The organism is Gordonia otitidis, from assembly GCF_020735545.1.
GTDB classification, from domain to species: Bacteria; Actinomycetota; Actinomycetes; order Mycobacteriales; family Mycobacteriaceae; genus Gordonia; species Gordonia otitidis.
This window is the reverse complement of the sequence record NZ_CP085974.1, coordinates 4,738,692-4,757,944: the sequence shown is the minus strand read 5'-3', so window position 1 is coordinate 4,757,944 and position 19,253 is coordinate 4,738,692. Positions and strand designations below refer to the sequence as shown.

Annotated in this window: 16 protein-coding genes; 12 read left to right on the top strand and 4 right to left on the bottom strand. The window is 65.6% G+C overall.

Features of this window, described 5'->3' with window-relative positions; translation table 11 throughout:
- Nucleotides 1-13 precede the first annotated feature (13 nt).
- From LK459_RS21590 to LK459_RS21575, 4 genes are read left to right on the top strand one after another with little or no spacing between them, the layout of a single operon-like run.
- Nucleotides 14-718, top strand: a complete 705-nt coding sequence (locus LK459_RS21590; RefSeq protein ID WP_227920688.1) for a DUF3090 domain-containing protein — start codon at nt 14-16, stop codon at nt 716-718.
- A gap of 5 nt (nt 719-723) precedes the next feature.
- Entirely contained in the window at nt 724-1,578 is an 855-nt protein-coding gene (locus LK459_RS21585; RefSeq protein ID WP_227920687.1) for an SCO1664 family protein, read from the top strand.
- Between the two features lie 54 nt (nt 1,579-1,632).
- Nucleotides 1,633-2,886: a cysteine--1-D-myo-inosityl 2-amino-2-deoxy-alpha-D-glucopyranoside ligase gene (gene mshC, locus LK459_RS21580; protein ID WP_227920686.1), complete on the top strand. Its 1,254-nt coding sequence runs from the start codon at nt 1,633-1,635 to the stop codon at nt 2,884-2,886.
- A gap of 48 nt (nt 2,887-2,934) precedes the next feature.
- Nucleotides 2,935-3,243, top strand: a complete 309-nt coding sequence (locus LK459_RS21575) for a hypothetical protein (RefSeq protein ID WP_005173561.1) — start codon at nt 2,935-2,937, stop codon at nt 3,241-3,243.
- Nucleotides 3,244-3,253: 10 nt separating this feature from the next.
- Here the strand turns inward: LK459_RS21575 and LK459_RS21570 are convergent, their stop codons facing one another.
- Nucleotides 3,254-4,132, bottom strand: a complete 879-nt coding sequence (locus LK459_RS21570; RefSeq protein ID WP_227920685.1) for a PAC2 family protein — start codon at nt 4,130-4,132, stop codon at nt 3,254-3,256.
- A 51-nt stretch (nt 4,133-4,183) separates the two neighbouring features.
- On the opposite strand from LK459_RS21570, the gene metH reads away from it, so the two are divergent.
- Nucleotides 4,184-7,795, top strand: coding sequence for a methionine synthase (metH, locus tag LK459_RS21565; RefSeq protein ID WP_227920684.1), 3,612 nt, complete (start codon nt 4,184-4,186; stop codon nt 7,793-7,795).
- A gap of 24 nt (nt 7,796-7,819) precedes the next feature.
- On the opposite strand, the gene LK459_RS21560 is transcribed toward metH, so the two are convergent.
- Nucleotides 7,820-8,758, bottom strand: coding sequence for a manganese-dependent inorganic pyrophosphatase (locus LK459_RS21560; protein WP_227920682.1), 939 nt, complete (start codon nt 8,756-8,758; stop codon nt 7,820-7,822).
- Between the two features lie 373 nt (nt 8,759-9,131).
- Between LK459_RS21560 and LK459_RS21555 the strand changes: the two genes are divergently transcribed.
- The 4 genes from LK459_RS21555 (at nt 9,132) to hisG (ending at nt 12,527) form a co-directional block, all read left to right on the top strand.
- Nucleotides 9,132-10,478 carry a hypothetical protein gene (locus LK459_RS21555; RefSeq protein WP_407648824.1) on the top strand — a complete coding sequence of 449 codons (1,347 nt, stop codon included), beginning with the start codon at nt 9,132-9,134 and terminating at the stop codon, nt 10,476-10,478.
- Between the two features lie 181 nt (nt 10,479-10,659).
- Nucleotides 10,660-11,286, top strand: coding sequence for an HAD family hydrolase (locus LK459_RS21550; RefSeq protein WP_227923943.1), 627 nt, complete (start codon nt 10,660-10,662; stop codon nt 11,284-11,286).
- A gap of 57 nt (nt 11,287-11,343) precedes the next feature.
- On the top strand, nt 11,344-11,607 hold the full coding sequence (locus LK459_RS21545) for a phosphoribosyl-ATP diphosphatase (RefSeq protein WP_227920679.1): 264 nt from the start codon (nt 11,344-11,346) through the stop codon (nt 11,605-11,607).
- A 74-nt stretch (nt 11,608-11,681) separates the two neighbouring features.
- Complete coding sequence (gene hisG, locus LK459_RS21540) at nt 11,682-12,527, top strand: ATP phosphoribosyltransferase (protein WP_007237168.1); 846 nt, start codon at nt 11,682-11,684, stop codon at nt 12,525-12,527.
- A 50-nt stretch (nt 12,528-12,577) separates the two neighbouring features.
- Here hisG and LK459_RS21535 read toward each other — a convergent pair whose 3' ends face one another.
- Nucleotides 12,578-13,420, bottom strand: a complete 843-nt coding sequence (locus tag LK459_RS21535) for a thioesterase family protein (RefSeq protein WP_227920677.1) — start codon at nt 13,418-13,420, stop codon at nt 12,578-12,580.
- 152 nt (nt 13,421-13,572) lie between these two features.
- Between LK459_RS21535 and LK459_RS21530 the strand changes: the two genes are divergently transcribed.
- Nucleotides 13,573-15,237: an alpha/beta hydrolase family protein gene (locus tag LK459_RS21530; protein ID WP_407648662.1), complete on the top strand. Its 1,665-nt coding sequence runs from the start codon at nt 13,573-13,575 to the stop codon at nt 15,235-15,237.
- Nucleotides 15,238-15,269: 32 nt separating this feature from the next.
- Here LK459_RS21530 and LK459_RS21525 read toward each other — a convergent pair whose 3' ends face one another.
- Nucleotides 15,270-16,271, bottom strand: a complete 1,002-nt coding sequence (locus LK459_RS21525; RefSeq protein ID WP_227920675.1) for a RecB family exonuclease — start codon at nt 16,269-16,271, stop codon at nt 15,270-15,272.
- A 114-nt stretch (nt 16,272-16,385) separates the two neighbouring features.
- Between LK459_RS21525 and LK459_RS21520 the strand changes: the two genes are divergently transcribed.
- Both LK459_RS21520 and arc read left to right on the top strand, forming a co-directional pair.
- On the top strand, nt 16,386-17,216 hold the full coding sequence (locus tag LK459_RS21520; protein ID WP_007237172.1) for a tRNA (adenine-N1)-methyltransferase: 831 nt from the start codon (nt 16,386-16,388) through the stop codon (nt 17,214-17,216).
- Nucleotides 17,217-17,385: 169 nt separating this feature from the next.
- Nucleotides 17,386-19,182 (top strand): proteasome ATPase, encoded by a 1,797-nt coding sequence (gene arc, locus LK459_RS21515; protein ID WP_007237173.1) that lies wholly within the window; start codon nt 17,386-17,388, stop codon nt 19,180-19,182.
- Nucleotides 19,183-19,253 lie beyond the last annotated feature (71 nt).

Below are 19,253 nucleotides of genomic sequence, written 5' to 3'. Positions count from 1 at the left end.
AAAAGGAGGTGTGATGTCTCGAGCGATCCATGTGTTCCGCAGCCCGGACCGGTTTGTCGCCGGTACCGTCGGGCAACCGGGCGACCGGACGTTCTACCTCCAGGCAGTCCACGAGGCCCGCATCATCAGCGTTCTCCTCGAAAAGCAGCAGGTGCAGATCCTCGCCGACCGAATCGGTGCTCTCCTCGAGGAGATACACCGCCGGTTCGGCACCCCGATTCCGCCGCCGTCGGACCGTGTCGGCGACCTCAGCCCGCTGGTGATGCCCGTCGACGCCGAGTTCCGCGTCGGAACGATGGGGCTCGGATGGGACGCGGAATCCGAGGCCGTCGTCGTCGAGTTGCTCGCGATCACCGAGGGTGAATTCGACGAGAGCGTCGTCCTCGACGACACCGACGAAGGTCCCGACGCGGTCCGCGTGTTCCTCACCACCGAGGCCGCACGCGAGTTCGCTGCGCGCTCGTCACGCGTCATTTCCGCAGGCAGGCCGCCGTGCCCCCTGTGCGCTGAACCGCTCGATCCCGCAGGCCACCTCTGTGTTCGCACGAACGGTTACAAGCGTGACGCGGAACTGAGCAAGTCGATCGAATTCGTCGACCCCGAGGTGTTCCGCGATCTGTCGCTCGGGGACGACAGCGGCCTCTACGACTCCGACGCCGAGGGCGAGGGACCCGATACCGAGGACGGACCGGAACCCGACGGACCGGGACGGGACTGACGGGTATGTCGGCGGGGGAAGCCGCTGAGGTGCCCGAGGGGAGCGGCGCCGCGTCCGACGAGGTCATTCGCGACGGCGACCTGGTGGTCGTGGGACGCATCCCGACGGCGAGCAACGCGACGCTCGTGTGCGACGCGACGCTCGGCGACACCGAGGTGCGGTGCGTGTACAAGCCGATCCGTGGGGAGGTGCCACTCTGGGATTTCCCGGACGGCACCCTGGCGGGCCGCGAGGTGGCGGCGTACCTGGTGTCCGAGGCGCTCGGGTGGCACACGATTCCCACCACGGTCATGCGTGACGGCCCGCTCGGACCCGGAATGGTCCAGCGGTGGATCGACACGCCCGATCCCGACCCGGGAGACCTCCCCGTGGCTCGGATCGACCTCGTCGACCTGTGCCCTCCCGATGCCGTGCCCGAGAACTATCGGCGCATCCTGCGGGCACTCGACCCTGTGGGCGACCAGGTGGTCCTCGTGCACGCCGACGATCCACGCCTGCTGCGCATGGCGGTGCTCGACGTCATCCTCAACAACGCCGACCGCAAGGGCGGGCACGTTCTCGAAGGACTCGACGGCAACGTGTACGGAGTCGACCACGGTATCTGCCTGCACTCCGACGACAAGCTGCGCACCGTGCTGTGGGGATGGGCCGGCGAACCGGTGCCCGGTCATCTGATCGCCGACATAGTCGGGCTGGCCGAGGCGTTGGAGTCCGACGATTCGCAGTTGCGGCAGGCGCTCGCGGATCACATCACCGACGACGAGATCGACGCACTCGAGCTACGAGCCATCATCCTGGCGGAGTCGGGGCGGCTGCCGCTTCCGCCACCTCACCGTCCCATCCCGTGGCCACCGTTCTGACGGCGCGCAACCCCTGTTCGGTTGGCATCCATACGGGCCAATACAGTGGGAGACATGCAATCGTGGCCTGAACCGGCTGTGCCCACCGTCGAGGGATCCGGACCTGCACTCCGCCTCTACGACACCTCGAGCCGCGCCGTGCGACCTGTCTCGCCCGGCAAGATCGCGACCATGTACGTCTGCGGGATCACGCCTTATGACGCAACACATCTGGGTCACGCGGCCACCTACCTCACCTTCGATGTCGTCAATCGGGTGTTGCGCGATCAGGGCCACGACGTGCACTACGTACAGAACATCACCGACGTCGACGACCCGCTCTTCGAGCGTGCCGCACGTGACGGTGTCGACTGGCGTGCACTCGGCTCGGAGCAGATCCAGCTCTTCCGCGACGACATGACCGCACTGCGCGTCCTGCCACCGCGTGACTACATCGGAGCGATGGAGTCGGTCGACGAGGTCGTCGAGATGGTGGGCAAGCTGCTGGCATCGGGTGCGGCGTACGTCGTCGACGACCAGGAGTTCCCCGACGTCTACTTCCGCGCCGACGCCACCGAACAGTTCGGCTACGAGTCGGGCTACGACCGGGAGACGATGGAGCGGTTTTTCGCCGAACGGGGCGGCGACCCGGACCGGCCGGGCAAGCGTGATCGACTCGATCCGGTGCTGTGGCGGGCCAAGCGTCCGGACGAGCCGTCGTGGGAGTCGCCGTTCGGGCCGGGACGTCCCGGCTGGCACGTCGAATGCTCGGCTATCGCCCTCAACCGTCTCGGCATCGAGTTCGACATCCAGGGCGGCGGAAACGACCTGATCTTCCCGCACCACGAATTCTCTGCGGCGCATGGTGAGGCGTACACCGGTGAGCGACGCTTCGCGCGCCACTATGTGCACACCGGCATGGTCGGACTCGACGGCGAGAAGATGTCGAAGAGTCGGGGGAACCTGGTGTTCGTGTCGGTCCTACGTCGCGCTGGCGAGAACCCGGCCGCCATCCGGTTGGCGTTGCTCGCCGAGCACTATCGCGCCGACCGCATGTGGAGCGACGCGGTTCTCGACGAGGGACGAGCCCGTCTGGGTCGCTGGCAGGCGGCCACGTCGGCCGAGACCGGACCCGACGCCGCACCGGTCATCGCTCGTGTGCGTGAGCATCTCGCCGACGACCTCGACACACCGAAGGCACTCGCGGCGGTCGACGGATGGTGTCGGGATGTCGAACAGGGGATCGGCTCGTCGACGTCGGCTCCCGGCGCCATCGACGATGCCGTCACGGCGCTGCTCGGCGTCGAATTACGCGACCGGACACGATGATCCGACTCGATTCGAACACCCGCGGCGACGCTTAGTAGAGTTCTCCGGGTGGCCCGCGTTCAGGAGATCCGACCCAGCACCGAATCCGGCGTGTACACCGTGATCACCCGGACCTCGACGTATCTGCTCGACTTCAACGACATGACTCTGCTGCGAGCTCCCGGAGTGGGTGGCACCGACAGCGAGGAGTGGGCGGTCAGCAGATTACGGCGCGACTCCGAGGACATCCCGTTGCTGGGCGTGAAGTCGTGCCGGGTGGGTGAGTCCGCCCAGTTCTGGGTACGAGCCGCCGACGATCCCGACGTGCGCACCTGGCGCATCACGACCCCGGTCGTCTCCATCGAACGGATCGACTGACGGCAGTGGGTCAGGCCCCGAAGGGTCCCGGCCGACGTCGCTTGAGGTAGCGCTCGAACTCGGCGGCCAGCGCGTCGCCGTCGATCTTCGCCATCGCCTCGTCCGTGTCGAGTTCGGCGTCGCCGCGCTCCTCGAGACCGCGAACGTACTCGGCGATCTCCTCGTCGTCCTCGGTCATCTCGGTGACCGCCTGCTCCCACTCCTCGGCCTGCTCCGGCAATGTGCCGAGCGGAACCTCGATGTCGAGGACCTCTTCGACCCTGTTCAACAGAGCGACCGTCGCCTTCGGATTCGGCGGAGTCGAGACGTAGTGGGGCACCGCGGCCCAGAACGAGACCGCGGGGAGTCCGGCCTGCACGAACAGATCCTGCAGCACGCCGGTGATCCCGGTCGGTCCCTCGTAGCGGCTCTCGGTCAGGTTGTATCTCTCCGCCGCGTCGCTGCTGTACGCACTGCCGGTGACCGGCACCGGTCGGGTGTGGGGGGTGTCGGCGAGCAGAGCACCGAGCATTACCGTGGTCTCCACACCGAGCTCGTGCGCGAGGTCGACGATTTCCGCGCAGAAGGCGCGCCAGCGCATGTTGGGTTCGATGCCGCGCACGAGTACGATGTCACGGTCAGCGCCCTCGGGGCTGCAGTAGGAGATCGACGTCGTCGGCCAGTCGATGCGTCGGGTCACACCGTCGATCTGCTTCACCGTGGGCCGATTGACCTGGAAGTCGTAATAGTCGTCGGCGTCGATGTCGACAAGGGGGCGTGCATCCCAGGTCAGCGCGAGGTGCTCGACAGCACTGCTGGCCGCATCTCCTGCGTCGTTCCAGCCCTCGAAGGCAGCCAGCAGGATCGGCCGGCGCAACCGGGGAAGGTTCGACAACTGCTCTGCGTTCACCGAACCAGCCTACGACCTGACCACAACAGAGAGCGAACTACGCTGAGAACCATGTCCGAACCCACCCGCACCGACAGCGACTTCGACACGACGTTCCTCACGGACATGTCGCGTCGCGTACTCATCGGCGACGGGGCCATGGGCACCATGTTGCAGGCCGCGGATCTCACGCTCGACGATTTCAACAACCTCGAGGGCTGCAACGAGATCCTCAACGACACGCGCCCCGATGTGCTCGCAGACATCCACCGCGCGTACTTCGAGGCCGGAGCCGACGCGGTCGAGACCAACACGTTCGGGTGCAATCTCTCGAACCTCGGCGACTACGACATCGCCGACCGCATTCGCGAGCTCTCGTTCAAGGGCACGTCCATCGCCCGCGGCGTCGCCGACGAGATGGGTCCGTCGAGCGACGGGACCGGGCGCTATGTACTCGGTTCCATCGGTCCCGGTACCAAGCTGCCGAGTCTGCGCCACACCACGTTCGACGTCATCCGCGACGCCTACTTCGAGTGTGTCGCAGGCATGCTCGACGGTGGAGCCGACGCGATACTCGTGGAGACGTCGCAGGATCTGCTGCAGGTCAAGGCCGCGGTCGTGGCTGCGAAGCGCGCGATGGCTGAGCTCGGTCGTCGCATCCCGATCATCTCGCACGTCACCGTCGAGACGACGGGCACCATGCTGCTCGGCTCCGAGATCGGCGCAGCACTGACCGCGATCGAACCACTCGGTGTCGACATGATCGGCCTCAACTGCGCTACCGGTCCCGCGGAGATGAGCGAGCATCTGCGGTATCTGTCGCGTCATGCCCGTATTCCCGTGTCGGTCATGCCCAATGCCGGTCTGCCGGAACTAGGTCCCAACGGCGCCGTCTACCCGCTGCAGCCACACGAGCTCGCGGAGTCGTTGGCGACCTTCGTCGGCGAGTTCGGCCTGTCGTTCGTCGGCGGATGTTGCGGTACGACGCCCGATCACATCCGCGAGGTCGCCGCCGCGGTCTCCGAGGTGACGAAGGCCAGGCGGACGCCGAAACACGAAGCCGAGACGTCGTCGCTGTACACGGCTGTGCCGTTCGATCAGGATGCCAGCTTCCTGGTCATCGGTGAGCGGACCAACTCCAATGGATCCAAGGCGTTCCGGGAGGCGATGATCGCCGAGGACTACCAGCGCTGCCTCGACATCGCCAAGGACCAGACCCGCGACGGCGCGCACATGCTCGACCTGAACGTCGACTATGTCGGTCGGGACGGTTCTGCCGACATGACCGCACTCGCCAGTCGCTTCGCGACGTCGTCGACGCTGCCGATCATGCTCGACTCGACCGAACCGGAGGTGATCCGGGCAGGTCTGGAGACCCTCGGTGGTCGCTGCGCGGTCAACTCGGTGAACTACGAGGACGGCGATGGACCCGACTCGCGGTTCGCGCGCATCATGCGACTCGTCGTCGAACACGGGGCCGCGGTGGTCGCACTGACCATCGACGAGGAAGGTCAGGCGCGTACCGCCGACTGGAAGGTCCGTGTGGCGGAACGCCTCATCGCCGACATCACCGGCAACTGGGGACTCTCCGAAGAGGACATCATCCTCGACACGTTGACCTTCCCGATCTCGACAGGCCAGGAAGAAGTCCGCAAGGACGGGATCGAGACCATCGAGGCGATCCGTCGTCTGCACGAGTCCCACCCGGACGTGCACTTCACCCTCGGTATCTCCAACATCTCCTTCGGCCTCAATCCCGCTGCGCGCCAGGTGCTCAACTCGGTGTTCCTGCACGAGTGTGTCCAGGCAGGTCTTGATACCGCGATCGTTCATGCGTCGAAGATCCTGCCGATGGCGCGCATCCCGGAGGAACAGCGTGAGGTTGCACTCGACCTCGTCTACGACCGCCGACGACCGCGCGGGACGAACGGGGAGGACGACCCGGGATACGATCCGCTCCAGAAGCTCATGGAGCTGTTCGAAGGCGTCTCGGCGGCGTCGGCGCGCGAGTCGCGTGCAGCCGAGCTGGCGAAGCTACCACTGTTCGAGCGGCTCGAGCGGCGCATCGTCGACGGTGAACGCAACGGGCTCGAGGCCGACCTCGACGAGGCGATGACGCAGAAGCCGCCACTGGAGATCATCAACGAGACCCTGCTGTCGGGCATGAAGACCGTCGGCGAGCTCTTCGGTTCCGGCCAGATGCAGTTGCCGTTCGTGCTGCAATCCGCAGAGGTGATGAAAACCGCTGTCGCGCATCTCGAACCACACATGGAGGCAACGGGCGAGGACGGCAAGGGTCGTATCGTGCTCGCGACCGTGAAGGGCGACGTCCACGACATCGGCAAGAATCTCGTCGACATCATCCTGAGCAACAACGGGTACGAGGTCGTCAACATCGGTATCAAACAACCGATCTCGACAATCCTCGAAGTGGCCGAGGACAAGCGCGCCGATGTGATCGGCATGTCCGGTCTACTCGTGAAGTCGACGGTCGTGATGAAGGAGAACCTCGAGGAGATCAACGCCCGAGGACTCGCCGACAACTATCCGGTGCTGCTCGGCGGAGCGGCTCTGACGCGCTCCTACGTCGAGAACGATCTCTCGGACACCTACGAGGGCGACGTGCACTATGCGCGAGACGCCTTCGAGGGTCTGCGGTTGATGGATGACATCATGGCGCTCAAACGCGGCGGGGGATCGGTGCCGGAGAGCGCCGACTCGATTGCAGCCGCCCAGAAGGCCGCCGAACGCAAGGCACGCCACGAACGCTCGAAGCGCATCGCCGCCAAGCGCAAGGCCGCCGAGACGCCCGTTGAGATACCCGCACGCTCCGACGTGGCCGCCGACAACGATGTCCCGACCCCGCCGTTCTGGGGGACGCGCATCATCAAGGGCGTGCCGGTCGCCGACTACCGCCAGCTGCTCGACGAGCGTGCACTCTTCCTCGGTCAGTGGGGACTGCGTGGCGCGCGCGGCGGCAACGGGCCGTCGTACGAGGAACTCGTCGAGACCGAAGGCCGGCCCAGGCTGCGGTACTGGATCGACAGGCTCTCGACGGAGGGGATCCTCCAGCACGCCGCCGTCGTCTACGGGTACTTCCCGGCCGTCAGCGAGGGCGACACCGTACATGTATTGACCGAGCCACGTCCGGATGCGCCTGTCCGGCACAGCTTTTCGTTTCCTCGTCAGCAGCGGCCGAAGTTCCTGTGCATCGCCGACTTCATCCGCTCGCGTGAGGACGCGATCACCACAGGACAGGTCGACGTCCTGCCGTTCCAGCTCGTCACGATGGGACAGCCGATTGCCGACTTCGCCAACAAGCTCTTCGCCGACGACGCCTACCGCGACTACCTCGAGGTACACGGAATCGGCGTGCAGCTGACCGAGGCGCTGGCCGAATACTGGCACCAGCGGGTGCGCAGCGAACTGATGGTGGGCGACCGGTCACTGGGTACCGAGGACCCCGACGCCGCGCAGGGCTTCTTCGACCTCGAATACCGCGGAGCGCGTTTCTCGTTCGGTTACGGCGCCTGCCCGAATCTCGAGGACCGCGCGACGATGATGGAACTGCTCAAGCCGGAGCGGATCGGCGTCGAACTGTCGGAGGAGTTGCAGTTGCATCCCGAGCAGTCGACAGACGCGTTCGTGCTGCATCACCCGGAGGCGAAGTACTTCAACGTGTGAGTGCGCTCAGGCTGACCACCGGCGCTACGTGGCGCGCAGTACCTCGGTCAGCTGCGGGACGATCTGCTTCTTCCTGGACACGATCCCGGGCGCTTTGGCGTGGCCGTCGTGAACCGTCACGCCGAGCGCCTTCTCCACGGCGTCGACGGGTGCGCCGACGACGAGCAGGTCGGAGTCGACCTTCAGCACGTCGGTGAGGAGCAGGAGGAACAGGTCGTATCCCTCGTGCTGCGCTTCGGTGTTCATCGCGGCGAGGAACTCGTCGCGGCGGGCGAGCAGGGCGTCGACGTCGACGGTGTTGATCTGTGCCACACGGACGGTCGTCGACCCCATGGTGTAACTCTTCGCATCGCGGTCGATGAGTTCGGCTGCCGACGCGTCCCCGACGTCGGAGCCCGCGCGCAGCAGCTCGGTGCCGTAGGCGTCGAGATTGATCCCTGCGCGGTCGGCGAGTGCTGTGGCCGCGCGTCGGTCGAGGTCGGTGGTGGTGGGCGAGTGCAGCAGCAGCGTGTCGGAGATGATCGCCGACACCATCAACCCGGCGATGTCCGGGGGCGGCTGCAAAGAGTTCTCGCCGAACATGCGGGACAGGATGGTGCAGGTGCAGCCGACGGGTTCAGCCCGAAACCACAGGGGCGCTGCGGTCTCGAAATTGGCGATCCGGTGGTGATCGACGACCTTGGTGATGGTGACGTCGTCGATGTCTGCCACGCTCTGCTGGCGTTCGTTGTGGTCGACGAGGATGACCTCATCCACGTCGGGCCTGGCAAGCTCGATCACGCGCGGCGCCGACATACCGAAACGGTCCAGCGCGTGACGGGTTTCGGCCCCCGGTGAGCCGAGCGCCACCGCTTCGATGTCGAGCGCGGAATCGAGTGAGCGTTCGAGATGAGCCATCGCGATGGCCGAGGCGATGGCATCGGTGTCGGGGTTACGGTGACCGAAGACGAAGACCTTCGACATGGTTCCTCCTGGTCTACTCGGTGTGCCGCCCTCGACACTACGGCTTCGTGAGCCCCCGAGTCCCGCGATCACGCGCCACATCCGACCGGGCAAGAAGCGACATCGCGGCCCGGTGCGACTACGGCATGGTCATCTCGGCCGAATCCGACAGCGCGCTCCCACCGGCTTCCCAGGTTCGCCGAGCATCGTTGTCGTCGTGTCGTTGACTCTCACTCCTGCAGGCCCAGACCGCTCCGTCCCGGACACCGCCCTCGATGTCGAGCATTCGCGAGGTACCCGCCGCCCGACGCCGCGATGGGCGCGGTGGGCGATCCTCACGCTCGTGTTCATAGTCGGTCTCGGCGTGCGGTGGTACTTCCTCGACCGTCAGACAATGGACTATCAGAACTTTCTGAGCCGGTGGTACGACACCCTCGACCAGCGAGGATTCGGCGCCTTTCGTGAGCAGTTCGCCGACTACAACTATCCGTATCTGTATCTGATCTGGGGCCTCACGATCCTTCATGTGCCATCCCTGATCGGCATCAAGGCGCTCTCGATCACCTTCGACGTCGTGCTGGCGGCGCTCGCATACCGGATCGTTGCTCTCCGCACCGACCGATTCTCGTTGCGCGCGTTGGCCTTCGGCATCGTGTTTCTCCTGCCGTCGGTGATCATGAACAGCGCCTGGTGGGGTCAGGCCGACGCCATCTACACCGCATGCGTGGTGGCCGGGATCTACTTCCTGCTCCGAGCGCAGTCCGGCGGGGCCCGGCGCGGCGAGCCAGGCCATCGTGCCTATGTGTGGAACTCTGTGTTCGCGTGCGCCTGCTTCGGACTCGCACTCGGGTTCAAGCTCCAGGCGGTGTTCGTGTTCCCCGTACTGCTGTGGTTGCTGATCCGCCGTCGACTTCCGTGGTATTCGTTGCTCGCTGTCCCCGTCGTGTATCTGCTGCTCGACGTGCCCGCGGTACTCGCCGGAGCATCGTGGTCCACGGCGTTGTCGGTGTATCTGAATCAGACGGGCTCCTACAAGCAACTCACGCTCGGTGCGGCGAATCTCTATCAGCTCATTCCGATCTCCGGCGATGCCACGTGGGTGGCTCACCTCGGTGTCGGACTGGCAGCACTGGTGGTGGTCGTGTTCCTTGTGTGGTCGGTGTGGCGGAAGCCTTCCGTCACCCCCACGTCGATTCTCGTGGTGGCGACGGCGAGCGCAGCGATCGTGCCCTTCCTGCTACCCGCGATGCACGACCGCTACTTCTTCACCGTCGAGATCCTCAGCGTCGTTGCCGCATTCTTCCTACCGCTGTGGTTCGTCGCGATTCCGGTGCTGATCCAGGCGTCGGCCATCGGTGTCTACCACTCGTCGCTCACCGGCGACCAGGGTCGGGGCATGGGGTTCGGCGGACAGCACGGGTTCGGGGGACGACAAGATGGCGCGGGCGCGCCGAGCAGTGGCCCGGGTGGGTCCGGATCCGGTGGCGGGTGGAACGGTTCGACGTCGCGCGGGGTGACCGGAGGACCAGGTGATCCGCATGGGGGTGGGGGTCCCGGTGGCGGAGCTCCCGGCGGGGGCCCATCGGGCGGCCACGGCGGTCGGGGAGCCGACGGCTACACCTCGGGACGCGGCGATACCGCACTGACCGTCTACGCTTCCTTCATGGCTGGAGCCGTCATGGGCCTGATCTACACGGCCGTGCGCGTCGTCGGTGTTCGGCCTGGCAATCGCGCCCACTGACCCTCGATGGTCACTCCCACCGACTCCGCCGACCGTGTCGGGGCGGCTCGCGCGACAGTGGGCCGCGGGTGCGGGCCGGGGGAGTGAGCCCCCTCACCCGGATTCGCACTCGGCAGGCGCGGTCGGGAATGATGCCCCTGTGACGAGCCAACCCGTTTTGCCTGCTGCGGTCCTCTGGGATATGGACGGCACCCTGCTCGATTCCGAGAAGCTGTGGGATGTGGCCGTCGCCGAACTCTCGGACCGGCACGGTTACGCGATGACCCCGGAACTGAGGGAGTCGACACTCGGCAACTCGATGACTGACGCGCTGACCAAGGTCTTCGACGCCTCCGGTGTCCCGCTCGACGCACGCGACTACGCCGCCGACGAGCGGTGGTTGCTCGACCGCGTCGCCGAACTGTTCGCCGACGACCTGCCCTGGCGACCGGGTGCGCAGGAGGCGTTGACCACGATCGCCGACGCGGGTATCCCGATGGCACTGGTCACCAACACCGTCCGCGAGCTCACCGACCAGGCGCTCGACACCATCGGTCGGCACTACTTCGCGGTCACCGTGTGCGGCGACGAGGTCGAACACGGCAAACCGGCACCCGACCCGTATCTGCGCGCCGCACGACTGCTCGGCGTCGACGCGAGTAGGTGTGTCGCCGTGGAGGATTCACCCACGGGCACCCAGTCGGCCACCGCGGCGGGCTGCATGGCGATCGTCGTGCCATCGGCCGCCGACGTTCCGCTGGGCCATCGTCGTCAGTTCCGGGACAGCCTCGACGGCCTGACACTCGGTGATCTCGGAATAGGGGAATAGGCCGTTGCGCGGTCCCGTGACACGAACGTCCGGCGACACATGGGAGGATGGACACCCGTGAAGACCTTCGATGAGTTGTTCGCGGAGTTGACCGACAAAGCGGCCACACGTCCCGCAGGCAGTGGCACCGGCGCAGCGCTCGACGCCGGCGTCCACACATTGGGCAAGAAGATCATCGAAGAGGCCGGCGAGGTGTGGTTGGCCGCCGAGTACGAATCCGACGAATCGCTCGGCGAGGAGATCTCGCAGCTTCTCTACTGGCTGCAGGTGATGATGATCAAACGGGGCCTGTCACTCGAGGATGTCTACCGCCATCTGTAGGCCGTGACCGCATCGGTCGCGGCCCGACGATCCCGCCCACAGACATCTCTCACCAACACATCTACGGAGTGACCATGCTGCGTGTCGCAGTCCCCAACAAAGGCGCCCTGTCCGAGTCCGCAGCCGCTGTTCTGGCCGAGGCCGGCTACCGCAAACGATCCGACTCGAAGGATCTCACCGTCCTCGACATCGCCAACGACGTCGAGTTCTTCTTCCTGCGACCGAAGGACGTCGCGATCTACGTCGGCGCAGGAACACTCGATCTCGGTATCACCGGTCGCGACCTGGCCCGCGACTCCGGCGCCCAGGTCGACGAGGAACTCGCGATGGGCTTCGGATCGTCGACATTCCGCTACGCGGCACCGGCCGGACAGAAGTGGACCGTCGCCGACCTCGCAGGCAAACGGATCGCGACGTCGTATCCGAACCTCGTGCGCGAGGACCTCGCATCGCGCGGGATGACAGCCGAGATCATCCGACTCGACGGTGCCGTGGAGATCTCGATCCAGCTCGGCGTCGCCGATGCGATCGCCGACGTCGTCGGCTCCGGACGCACATTGCGACAGCACGATCTCGAGGCTTTCGGCGAATCCCTCTGCGACTCCGAAGGGGTCCTGATCAGCCGCGCGGGCGTCGATCCCGACAAGAAGGCGACCCAGTTCATCAAGCGGGTGCAGGGCGTGGTTTTCGGACAGCAGTACGTGATGATCGACTACGACTGCCCGCGATCACTGCTGGATCAGGCAACCGCGATCACCCCCGGACTGGAATCGCCGACGGTGGCACCCATGGCGGATCCGGAGTGGGCGGCGGTACGAGCCATGGTTCCCCGCCGCGACCACCAGAACCTCATGGACGAACTGTCCGAGCTGGGTGCCCGGGCGATCCTCGCCTCCGACATCCGTTCCTGCCGCTTCTGATCCGCCTTCGAGTCCTCGAACCTCGCGGCGACAGGTTGCGTGCCCGATGATCAGCGGGGGCCGAGGAGAACGGTCTGCGCTGAGCGCCCCAGGAAACCGCTGACGTCGTAGAGGTCGGCGAAGGTCGCTCCGTAGCCGTGCCTACCCGAGGCCATGTCCGCGTCGATACCCAGCCACGACGTCGTGGGCTGACCAACGAGGTGCGCGGTGGTGTCGGTGTTCATCCATGTCCACTCGTCGGGCCGCAGAGTCGTGCCAAGGCCGTTGGCGACGTCGAGGACTGTGAAGATGGATTCCAGGTTCGACATGGTCTCACCCTCGACCAGGTCGAGGGCGGGCCGAATCCAGACCGCCGGGGTGGAACCGTGTAGTCCCGGCGTCGTCGCGGTCTCGGTCGTCCCGATGAATCCGAGCGTGCCCCAGTCGACCCCGAGGTCACTGTCGGCGGTGACACCGCGGACGACGGGAAGCGAGTCCGGAGAGGGCAACGGCTCTCTCGGGGCGCGGGTGATCGTCGTCGAATCCGTCGTACGCATCCGCCACCCGACGCTCTGTGCGGCGAGTCGATACGTTCCGTCGGGTTGCCTGACCTCGAGATCGGCCTCGATCAGTGCAATCTGCCGTCCGGGTCGAACGGTCCTGGCGCGGACCCGGTTGAGACACAGCCCGATGGGTCCGAGTATCTCGGTGGTCACTCGAGTGAACTGCTGCCCGGGATCCGGCGCGCAGCGCAGCATGCCACGCATCAGCAGTCCCGCGGGTGGTCCACCGTGCTGAATGTCGGAGGCCCACACGCTCAGCGTCGCATCCGTCGGTGAGAAGTACTCGAAATCGTCGGCGTCGTCATCGGTGATCGGAATGTCGTCGACTCGTTCGTAGTAGCAGGTCTCCACGGGCTGACCATAGTTCACGTCGTGGCCGGGAGCCGCGACAGGTTCTATGTCGTACGAACGAACGGTTTGGCTACTCCGTTCGGATCAATCCGAAGCGTTTCTGTGGGCGTGTACCTGATCAAACGTCCAGAATGATCCTGTTCACGTCGACAATGACCAGCGTTAGCATCGCAAAGTCGACGTCGAACGCGATCTTCGAGGCCGTCTCGTCCGAGGCGGCCACGTCTTGTGAGGTGAACGTGTCTCGATTCCGGAAGTCCGTCGGCAGTGCAGCCGTCGGGTGCGCCCTCTGCATGGGAACGGTGGTGCCCCTCGCACTCTCGTCGACATCCGCGCACGCCGGCACTCCGTCGGCTGTCGAAACCCAGCACACCGTGGACGAACTCGCTGCCGCCGGTGTCTTCCGTCCCACGGAGCCCGACGACGGCACCGGCCAGGACTGGCTGAGCGGAACGATCGGGCCACATGCCGGCGATCTCCTCATCGTCGTCACACCAGGAACCGACGATGGAACGCTCTACCCGCGCATCAGAGACTTCCGCACCGGTGATCGGCCGACCTACATCATCGACTATCCCGAGGCGATCGGGCCGTTCATCGCCGGGCGCTCGGGCGCCGCGCTGCCGTTCCTCGCGCCGACGTATGACAAGTCGCGTGACGTCGCCGTCGCGAAGAACATGACGGCGATGAGAGCGTTCGCGACGCAGCAGGGAGAGAACCCCTTCGTGGTCTACACCGGCTACTCGCAAGGTGCCGAGGCACTGGGCAACGCTGCAGAGCAGGCGGTTGCGGGCAACGGGGACGGAACCGCGGTCGACGCGGACCGGTCGCACATCATGCTGATCTCGGATCCGCGCAGCCCGTGGGGTCTCAAGGCCTGGGCGGCCGATCATCCCGCGATCGGCGGACTGATGGGGCTGTTCGGCGCCGAGTCCAACGGTGCCCGCGACCCCGGGGCCACCGGCGAACTGCCTGTCACGTCGGTGATCGTGGTCGGCGATCCCGTCGCCAACTTCCAATGGGTGTGGTATCGACCGATGAGTTCGTTGCTGGTCGACGCAGCCGGATTCATCACCATCCATTCCGGCCTCGGCGAACAGAACTACGGCAACCTCATCGACTACAGCCAGGAGCCGACGATCCTGCGCAGCAGGGACGGAAACACCACCTACCTCGTCTACACGCCGAAACAGCATCCGCTGACAGCTCTCGCGGTGCTCGTCAACAGCCGTCTCGGGATCGCTTTCGACGCCGACGACGTGGAGCGGTGGGACGAGGTGAACAACGCGTTCTACCCGCTGCAGGCGCCCGGCGTGGACAACGCGGCCGTCGGCGTCGTCGAACCACAGGCCACTGAGTCGACGCCCTCGACCCCGCCCCTGACTGCGCAGTCTCGTGCGATACCGGAGAAGGTCGCCGACACCACCAGCCAGCCCGCTTCGCCCGCGATTGCATCGAACACAACGTCGCAGGTCACAGAGCAGCACGCCGACGGTGTCGATGCGTCGACCCCGACGCCGTCCACCGGTCGCCACCGCGCACCCGAGGCCGCGCCGGACACCGCGCCCGCACCCTCGACGACAACGACCGCGTCTGATCCGGAGACCCCACAGCCGCCTGCGGAGACCGCGCCACCTGTGCAGGAGTCCTCGCCCGATCAGTCGGAGTCCGACGACGCCTCCACCGGCGGCAGGCACCGGGTAACCGGGCAGGGGCGCCACGCCGCGGACAGTGGCGACGCAGGCAGCCACGCCGAAGGCAGTGGCGACGCGATGGGGACGGCACCTGCGGGGACCGCGACGGCGGCTGCCGCGTAGCTGCCTCGAGTGTCGGGTTCTGTGCGGTCCGATCAGGCTGCGAAGCCGGGCGGGGGACCTGGGTAGACCGGGATCTCGCCGCCGAACTCCGGGCAGCGGGTCTTGTGTTCGCACATCCGACAGAGGCCGGACCGCCGAGGGCGGAAATCGCCGGAGGCCACCGCCTCCCGTATCGCGCGCCAGATGGCGGAGAGTGTGCGACCGAAACGCTCTAGTTCGTCGCGGTCAGGGGTATAGCTCAGCACCTGCCCGTCGGAGAGATACATGAGCTGCAGACGATGCGGCACAACACCCCGGATGCGGAGCACCGCCAGCGCATAGAACTTCATCTGGAACAGTGCCTTGGCCTCGAAGCCCTCACTCGGCGCCCTGCCGGTCTTGTAATCGACGATGCGGATCTCGCCGGTCGGGGCGACGTCGATGCGGTCGATGAAGCCGCGCATCAGGACGTCGTCCGATTCGATCTCCACGTGCTCCTCGACGGCCTCGGGAGTGAACGCGGTCGGATTCTCCAACCGGTAGTAGTTGCCGATCAGTGCGAACGCCTTGCTCAGGAACTTCTCCTCCTCGCCGTCGAGAAGAGCAGCAAGTGACGGGTCGGCCTCGCACATCGCAGCCCAGGCTCCCTCGACGAGAAACTCCGCCGATTCGCGGGTGCGTAGTGCGGCGGGTAACTCGAAGAGATTCTCGAGTGCCGCGTGCACCACCGTGCCGCGCGTCTGCGCCTGGGTCGGGGTCTCGGGAAACCGGTCGATCGCCCGGTACCGGTAGAGCAGCGGACACTGCTTGAAATCGGCTGCCCTCGACGGCGACAACGCGAGGGGTCGCCCGACGAGCCCTCGTGCACCCGTAGCCGTGCCTGACGGCGCAGTGCCGGGCGCTACCGTCTCTGCCGCCGACGTCTCTGCCCCCGACGTCTCTGCCGCTGACGTAACGGCTGCCGATGTGTTTGCCGCTGCCGTGGCGGTGTCGGCCGGACGGGCCGTGGCGTCGATGGTGTCGGTGGTGGACCCGGGGTACGCAGTCGTGCTCACATTTGGCAGGGTAGGTCGCGGCAGTGACACAACTGTTGCCCGACATGCGCAGGCTGATCTCGAAAAATTCTCATCGGTCACATGCGTCACATCAGTCTCGAGAGGAAACACACAATGGCGTCGAGTGGCGTGTTCGTCGAAGGCGATCGGGTCCAGCTCACCGATGCCAAGGGTCGCAAGTTCACGGTCAATCTCGAAGCGGGCAAGCAGTTTCACACCCATCGCGGCGCCATCGAACACGACGACCTCATCGGGTCACCGGAGGGAAGCATCGTCTCGGCGACCAGCGGCACCGAGTATCTGGCGCTGCGACCACTGCTCGTCGACTTCGTCCTGTCGATGCCGCGAGGTGCGCAGGTCATCTACCCCAAGGACTCCGCCCAGATCGTCACCGAGGGCGACATCTTCCCGGGCGCACGGGTTCTCGAGGCCGGCGCGGGCTCCGGCGCACTGACGTGTTCGCTGTTGCGGGCCGTCGGATCCGACGGTGAGGTCGTGTCGTATGAGATCCGTGAGGATCACGCCGACTACGCCAGACGCAACGTCGACACGTTCTTCGGCGGGGCCCCCGCCAACTGGTCGTTGATAGTCGCAGACCTGGCCGACGTCGACAGGACCGAGCGATTCGATCGCGTCATTCTCGACATGCTCGCACCGTGGGAGCCCCTCGATGTCGTTCGATCGGTGTTGAAACCAGGCGGGGTTTTGACGGTTTATGTGGCAACGGTCACTCAGTTGTCCCGTGTTGTGGAAGCGCTCCGCGAACAGGAGTGCTGGACCGAACCGCATGCGTGGGAATCGCTGGTGCGTGACTGGAGCGCGGTGGGACTCGCCGTGCGCCCGGAGCACAAAATGCAAGGACACACGGCGTTTCTGATCACTGCGCGACGCCTGGCCGACGGCGTGACGACCCTGCGTCCGCAGCGCCGTCCGACCAAAGGGTGAACAAAGCACCGTTCACCCGAATAAACATGGCGAATACGTTGCGAAGACGCACATTTAACATGCCGTCAACACCACGTATCGTGCGGTGCGCGGCGATATTTGCCGCCTCCCGGTAGCGTGGTGTTACGGCGCAACCCACTGGGGTCGTAGCCGGGGAGAGGAGTCAGCAATGACCGAATCTGATCGCCATGAAGCCTCCGGTGAGAATATGGCCAACGAATCCGAACGCCATGGCCTCCATTCGTCCGGGGAACAATTCACTCCTGCCTACACGCCTCCCTTGCGGGCGGACACCGACCGTCCGTCTTTCGGGCGACCGACGGATTCCTCGGAACTCCAGGACCGTGTCGACAACCTGACCGCGCGCAACGCCAAGCTCCTCGAGACGCTGAAAGAAGCACGGCAGCAGCTCGTTGCGCTACGTGAGGAGGTCGACCGTCTCGGCCAGCCACCCAGTGGATACGGGGTGCTCCTCGAGATCTATCCGGACCAGACCGTCGACGTCTTCACGTCAGGTCGCAAGATGCGACTGACCTGCTCACCCAACATCGACCTCGACGCGTTGCGGAAGGGCCAGACCCTTCGCCTCAACGAGGCACTGACCATAGTCGAGGCGTGCGAGTTCGACTCGGTCGGCGAGATCAGCACCCTCCGTGAGGTTCTCGGTGACGGTCATCGCGCACTCGTCGTCGGACACGCCGACGAGGAGCGAGTCGTGTGGCTCGCCGAACCGCTTCTCGGCGAGGTCGACGGAGAAGACGGTCACCGGCGCAAACTGCGTCCCGGCGATTCGCTCCTCATCGACACCAAGGCCGGATTCGCGTTCGAGCGCGTGCCCAAGGCCGAGGTCGAGGATCTCGTGCTCGAAGAGGTGCCCGATGTCGGCTACGAGGACATCGGTGGTCTGGGTCGCCAGATCGAGCAGATCCGTGACGCCGTCGAGCTCCCGTTCCTGCACAAGGACTTGTTCCGCGATTACGCGCTTCGTCCGCCCAAGGGCGTCCTGCTGTACGGGCCACCCGGATGCGGTAAGACGCTGATCGCCAAGGCCGTCGCCAACTCGTTGGCCAAGAAGATCGCGCTGGCACGCGGCGACAACGCGCAGGAAGCCAAGTCGTACTTCCTGAACATCAAGGGTCCCGAGCTGCTGAACAAGTTCGTCGGCGAGACCGAGCGTCATATCCGACTGATCTTCCAGCGGGCGCGCGAGAAGGCATCGGAGGGCACGCCCGTCATCGTCTTCTTCGACGAGATGGATTCGATCTTCCGCACCCGCGGCTCCGGTGTCTCCTCCGACGTCGAGACCACGGTGGTTCCGCAGCTGCTCAGCGAGATCGACGGTGTCGAGGGGCTCGAGAACGTGATCGTGATCGGCGCCTCGAACCGCGAGGACATGATCGATCCGGCGATCCTGCGACCGGGCCGTCTCGACGTGAAGATCAAGATCGAGCGTCCCGATGCCGAATCGGCGATCGACATCTTCTCCAAGTACCTGGTCGAGGAACTGCCGGTCCATGCCGACGATCTCAACGAGTTCGGTGGCGACCGGACCGCATGTGTCAACGCCATGATCGAGAAGGTCGTCGAGCGGATGTACGCCGAGAGCGATGAGAATCGCTTCCTCGAGGTCACCTACGCCAACGGCGACAAGGAGATCATGTACTTCAAGGACTTCAACTCCGGCGCGATGATCCAGAATGTCGTCGACCGGGCGAAGAAGTACGCGATCAAGTCGCAGTTGGAGACCGGTGCACCCGGCCTGCGGGTCCAGCACCTGTTCGACTCGATCCTCGACGAGTTCGCCGAGAACGAGGACCTGCCGAACACCACCAACCCCGACGACTGGGCGCGTATCTCCGGCAAGAAGGGCGAGCGCATCGTCTACATCCGCACGCTGGTCACCGGAAAGAGCTCCGGTGCGAGCCGCGCGATCGACACGGAGACCAACACGGGTCAGTATCTGTAAGTCCTCCACCCACGCAACTGCGGTCGACTCCTCTCGGAGCCGACCGCAGTTGCGTGAGCAGCCCGCGGTTG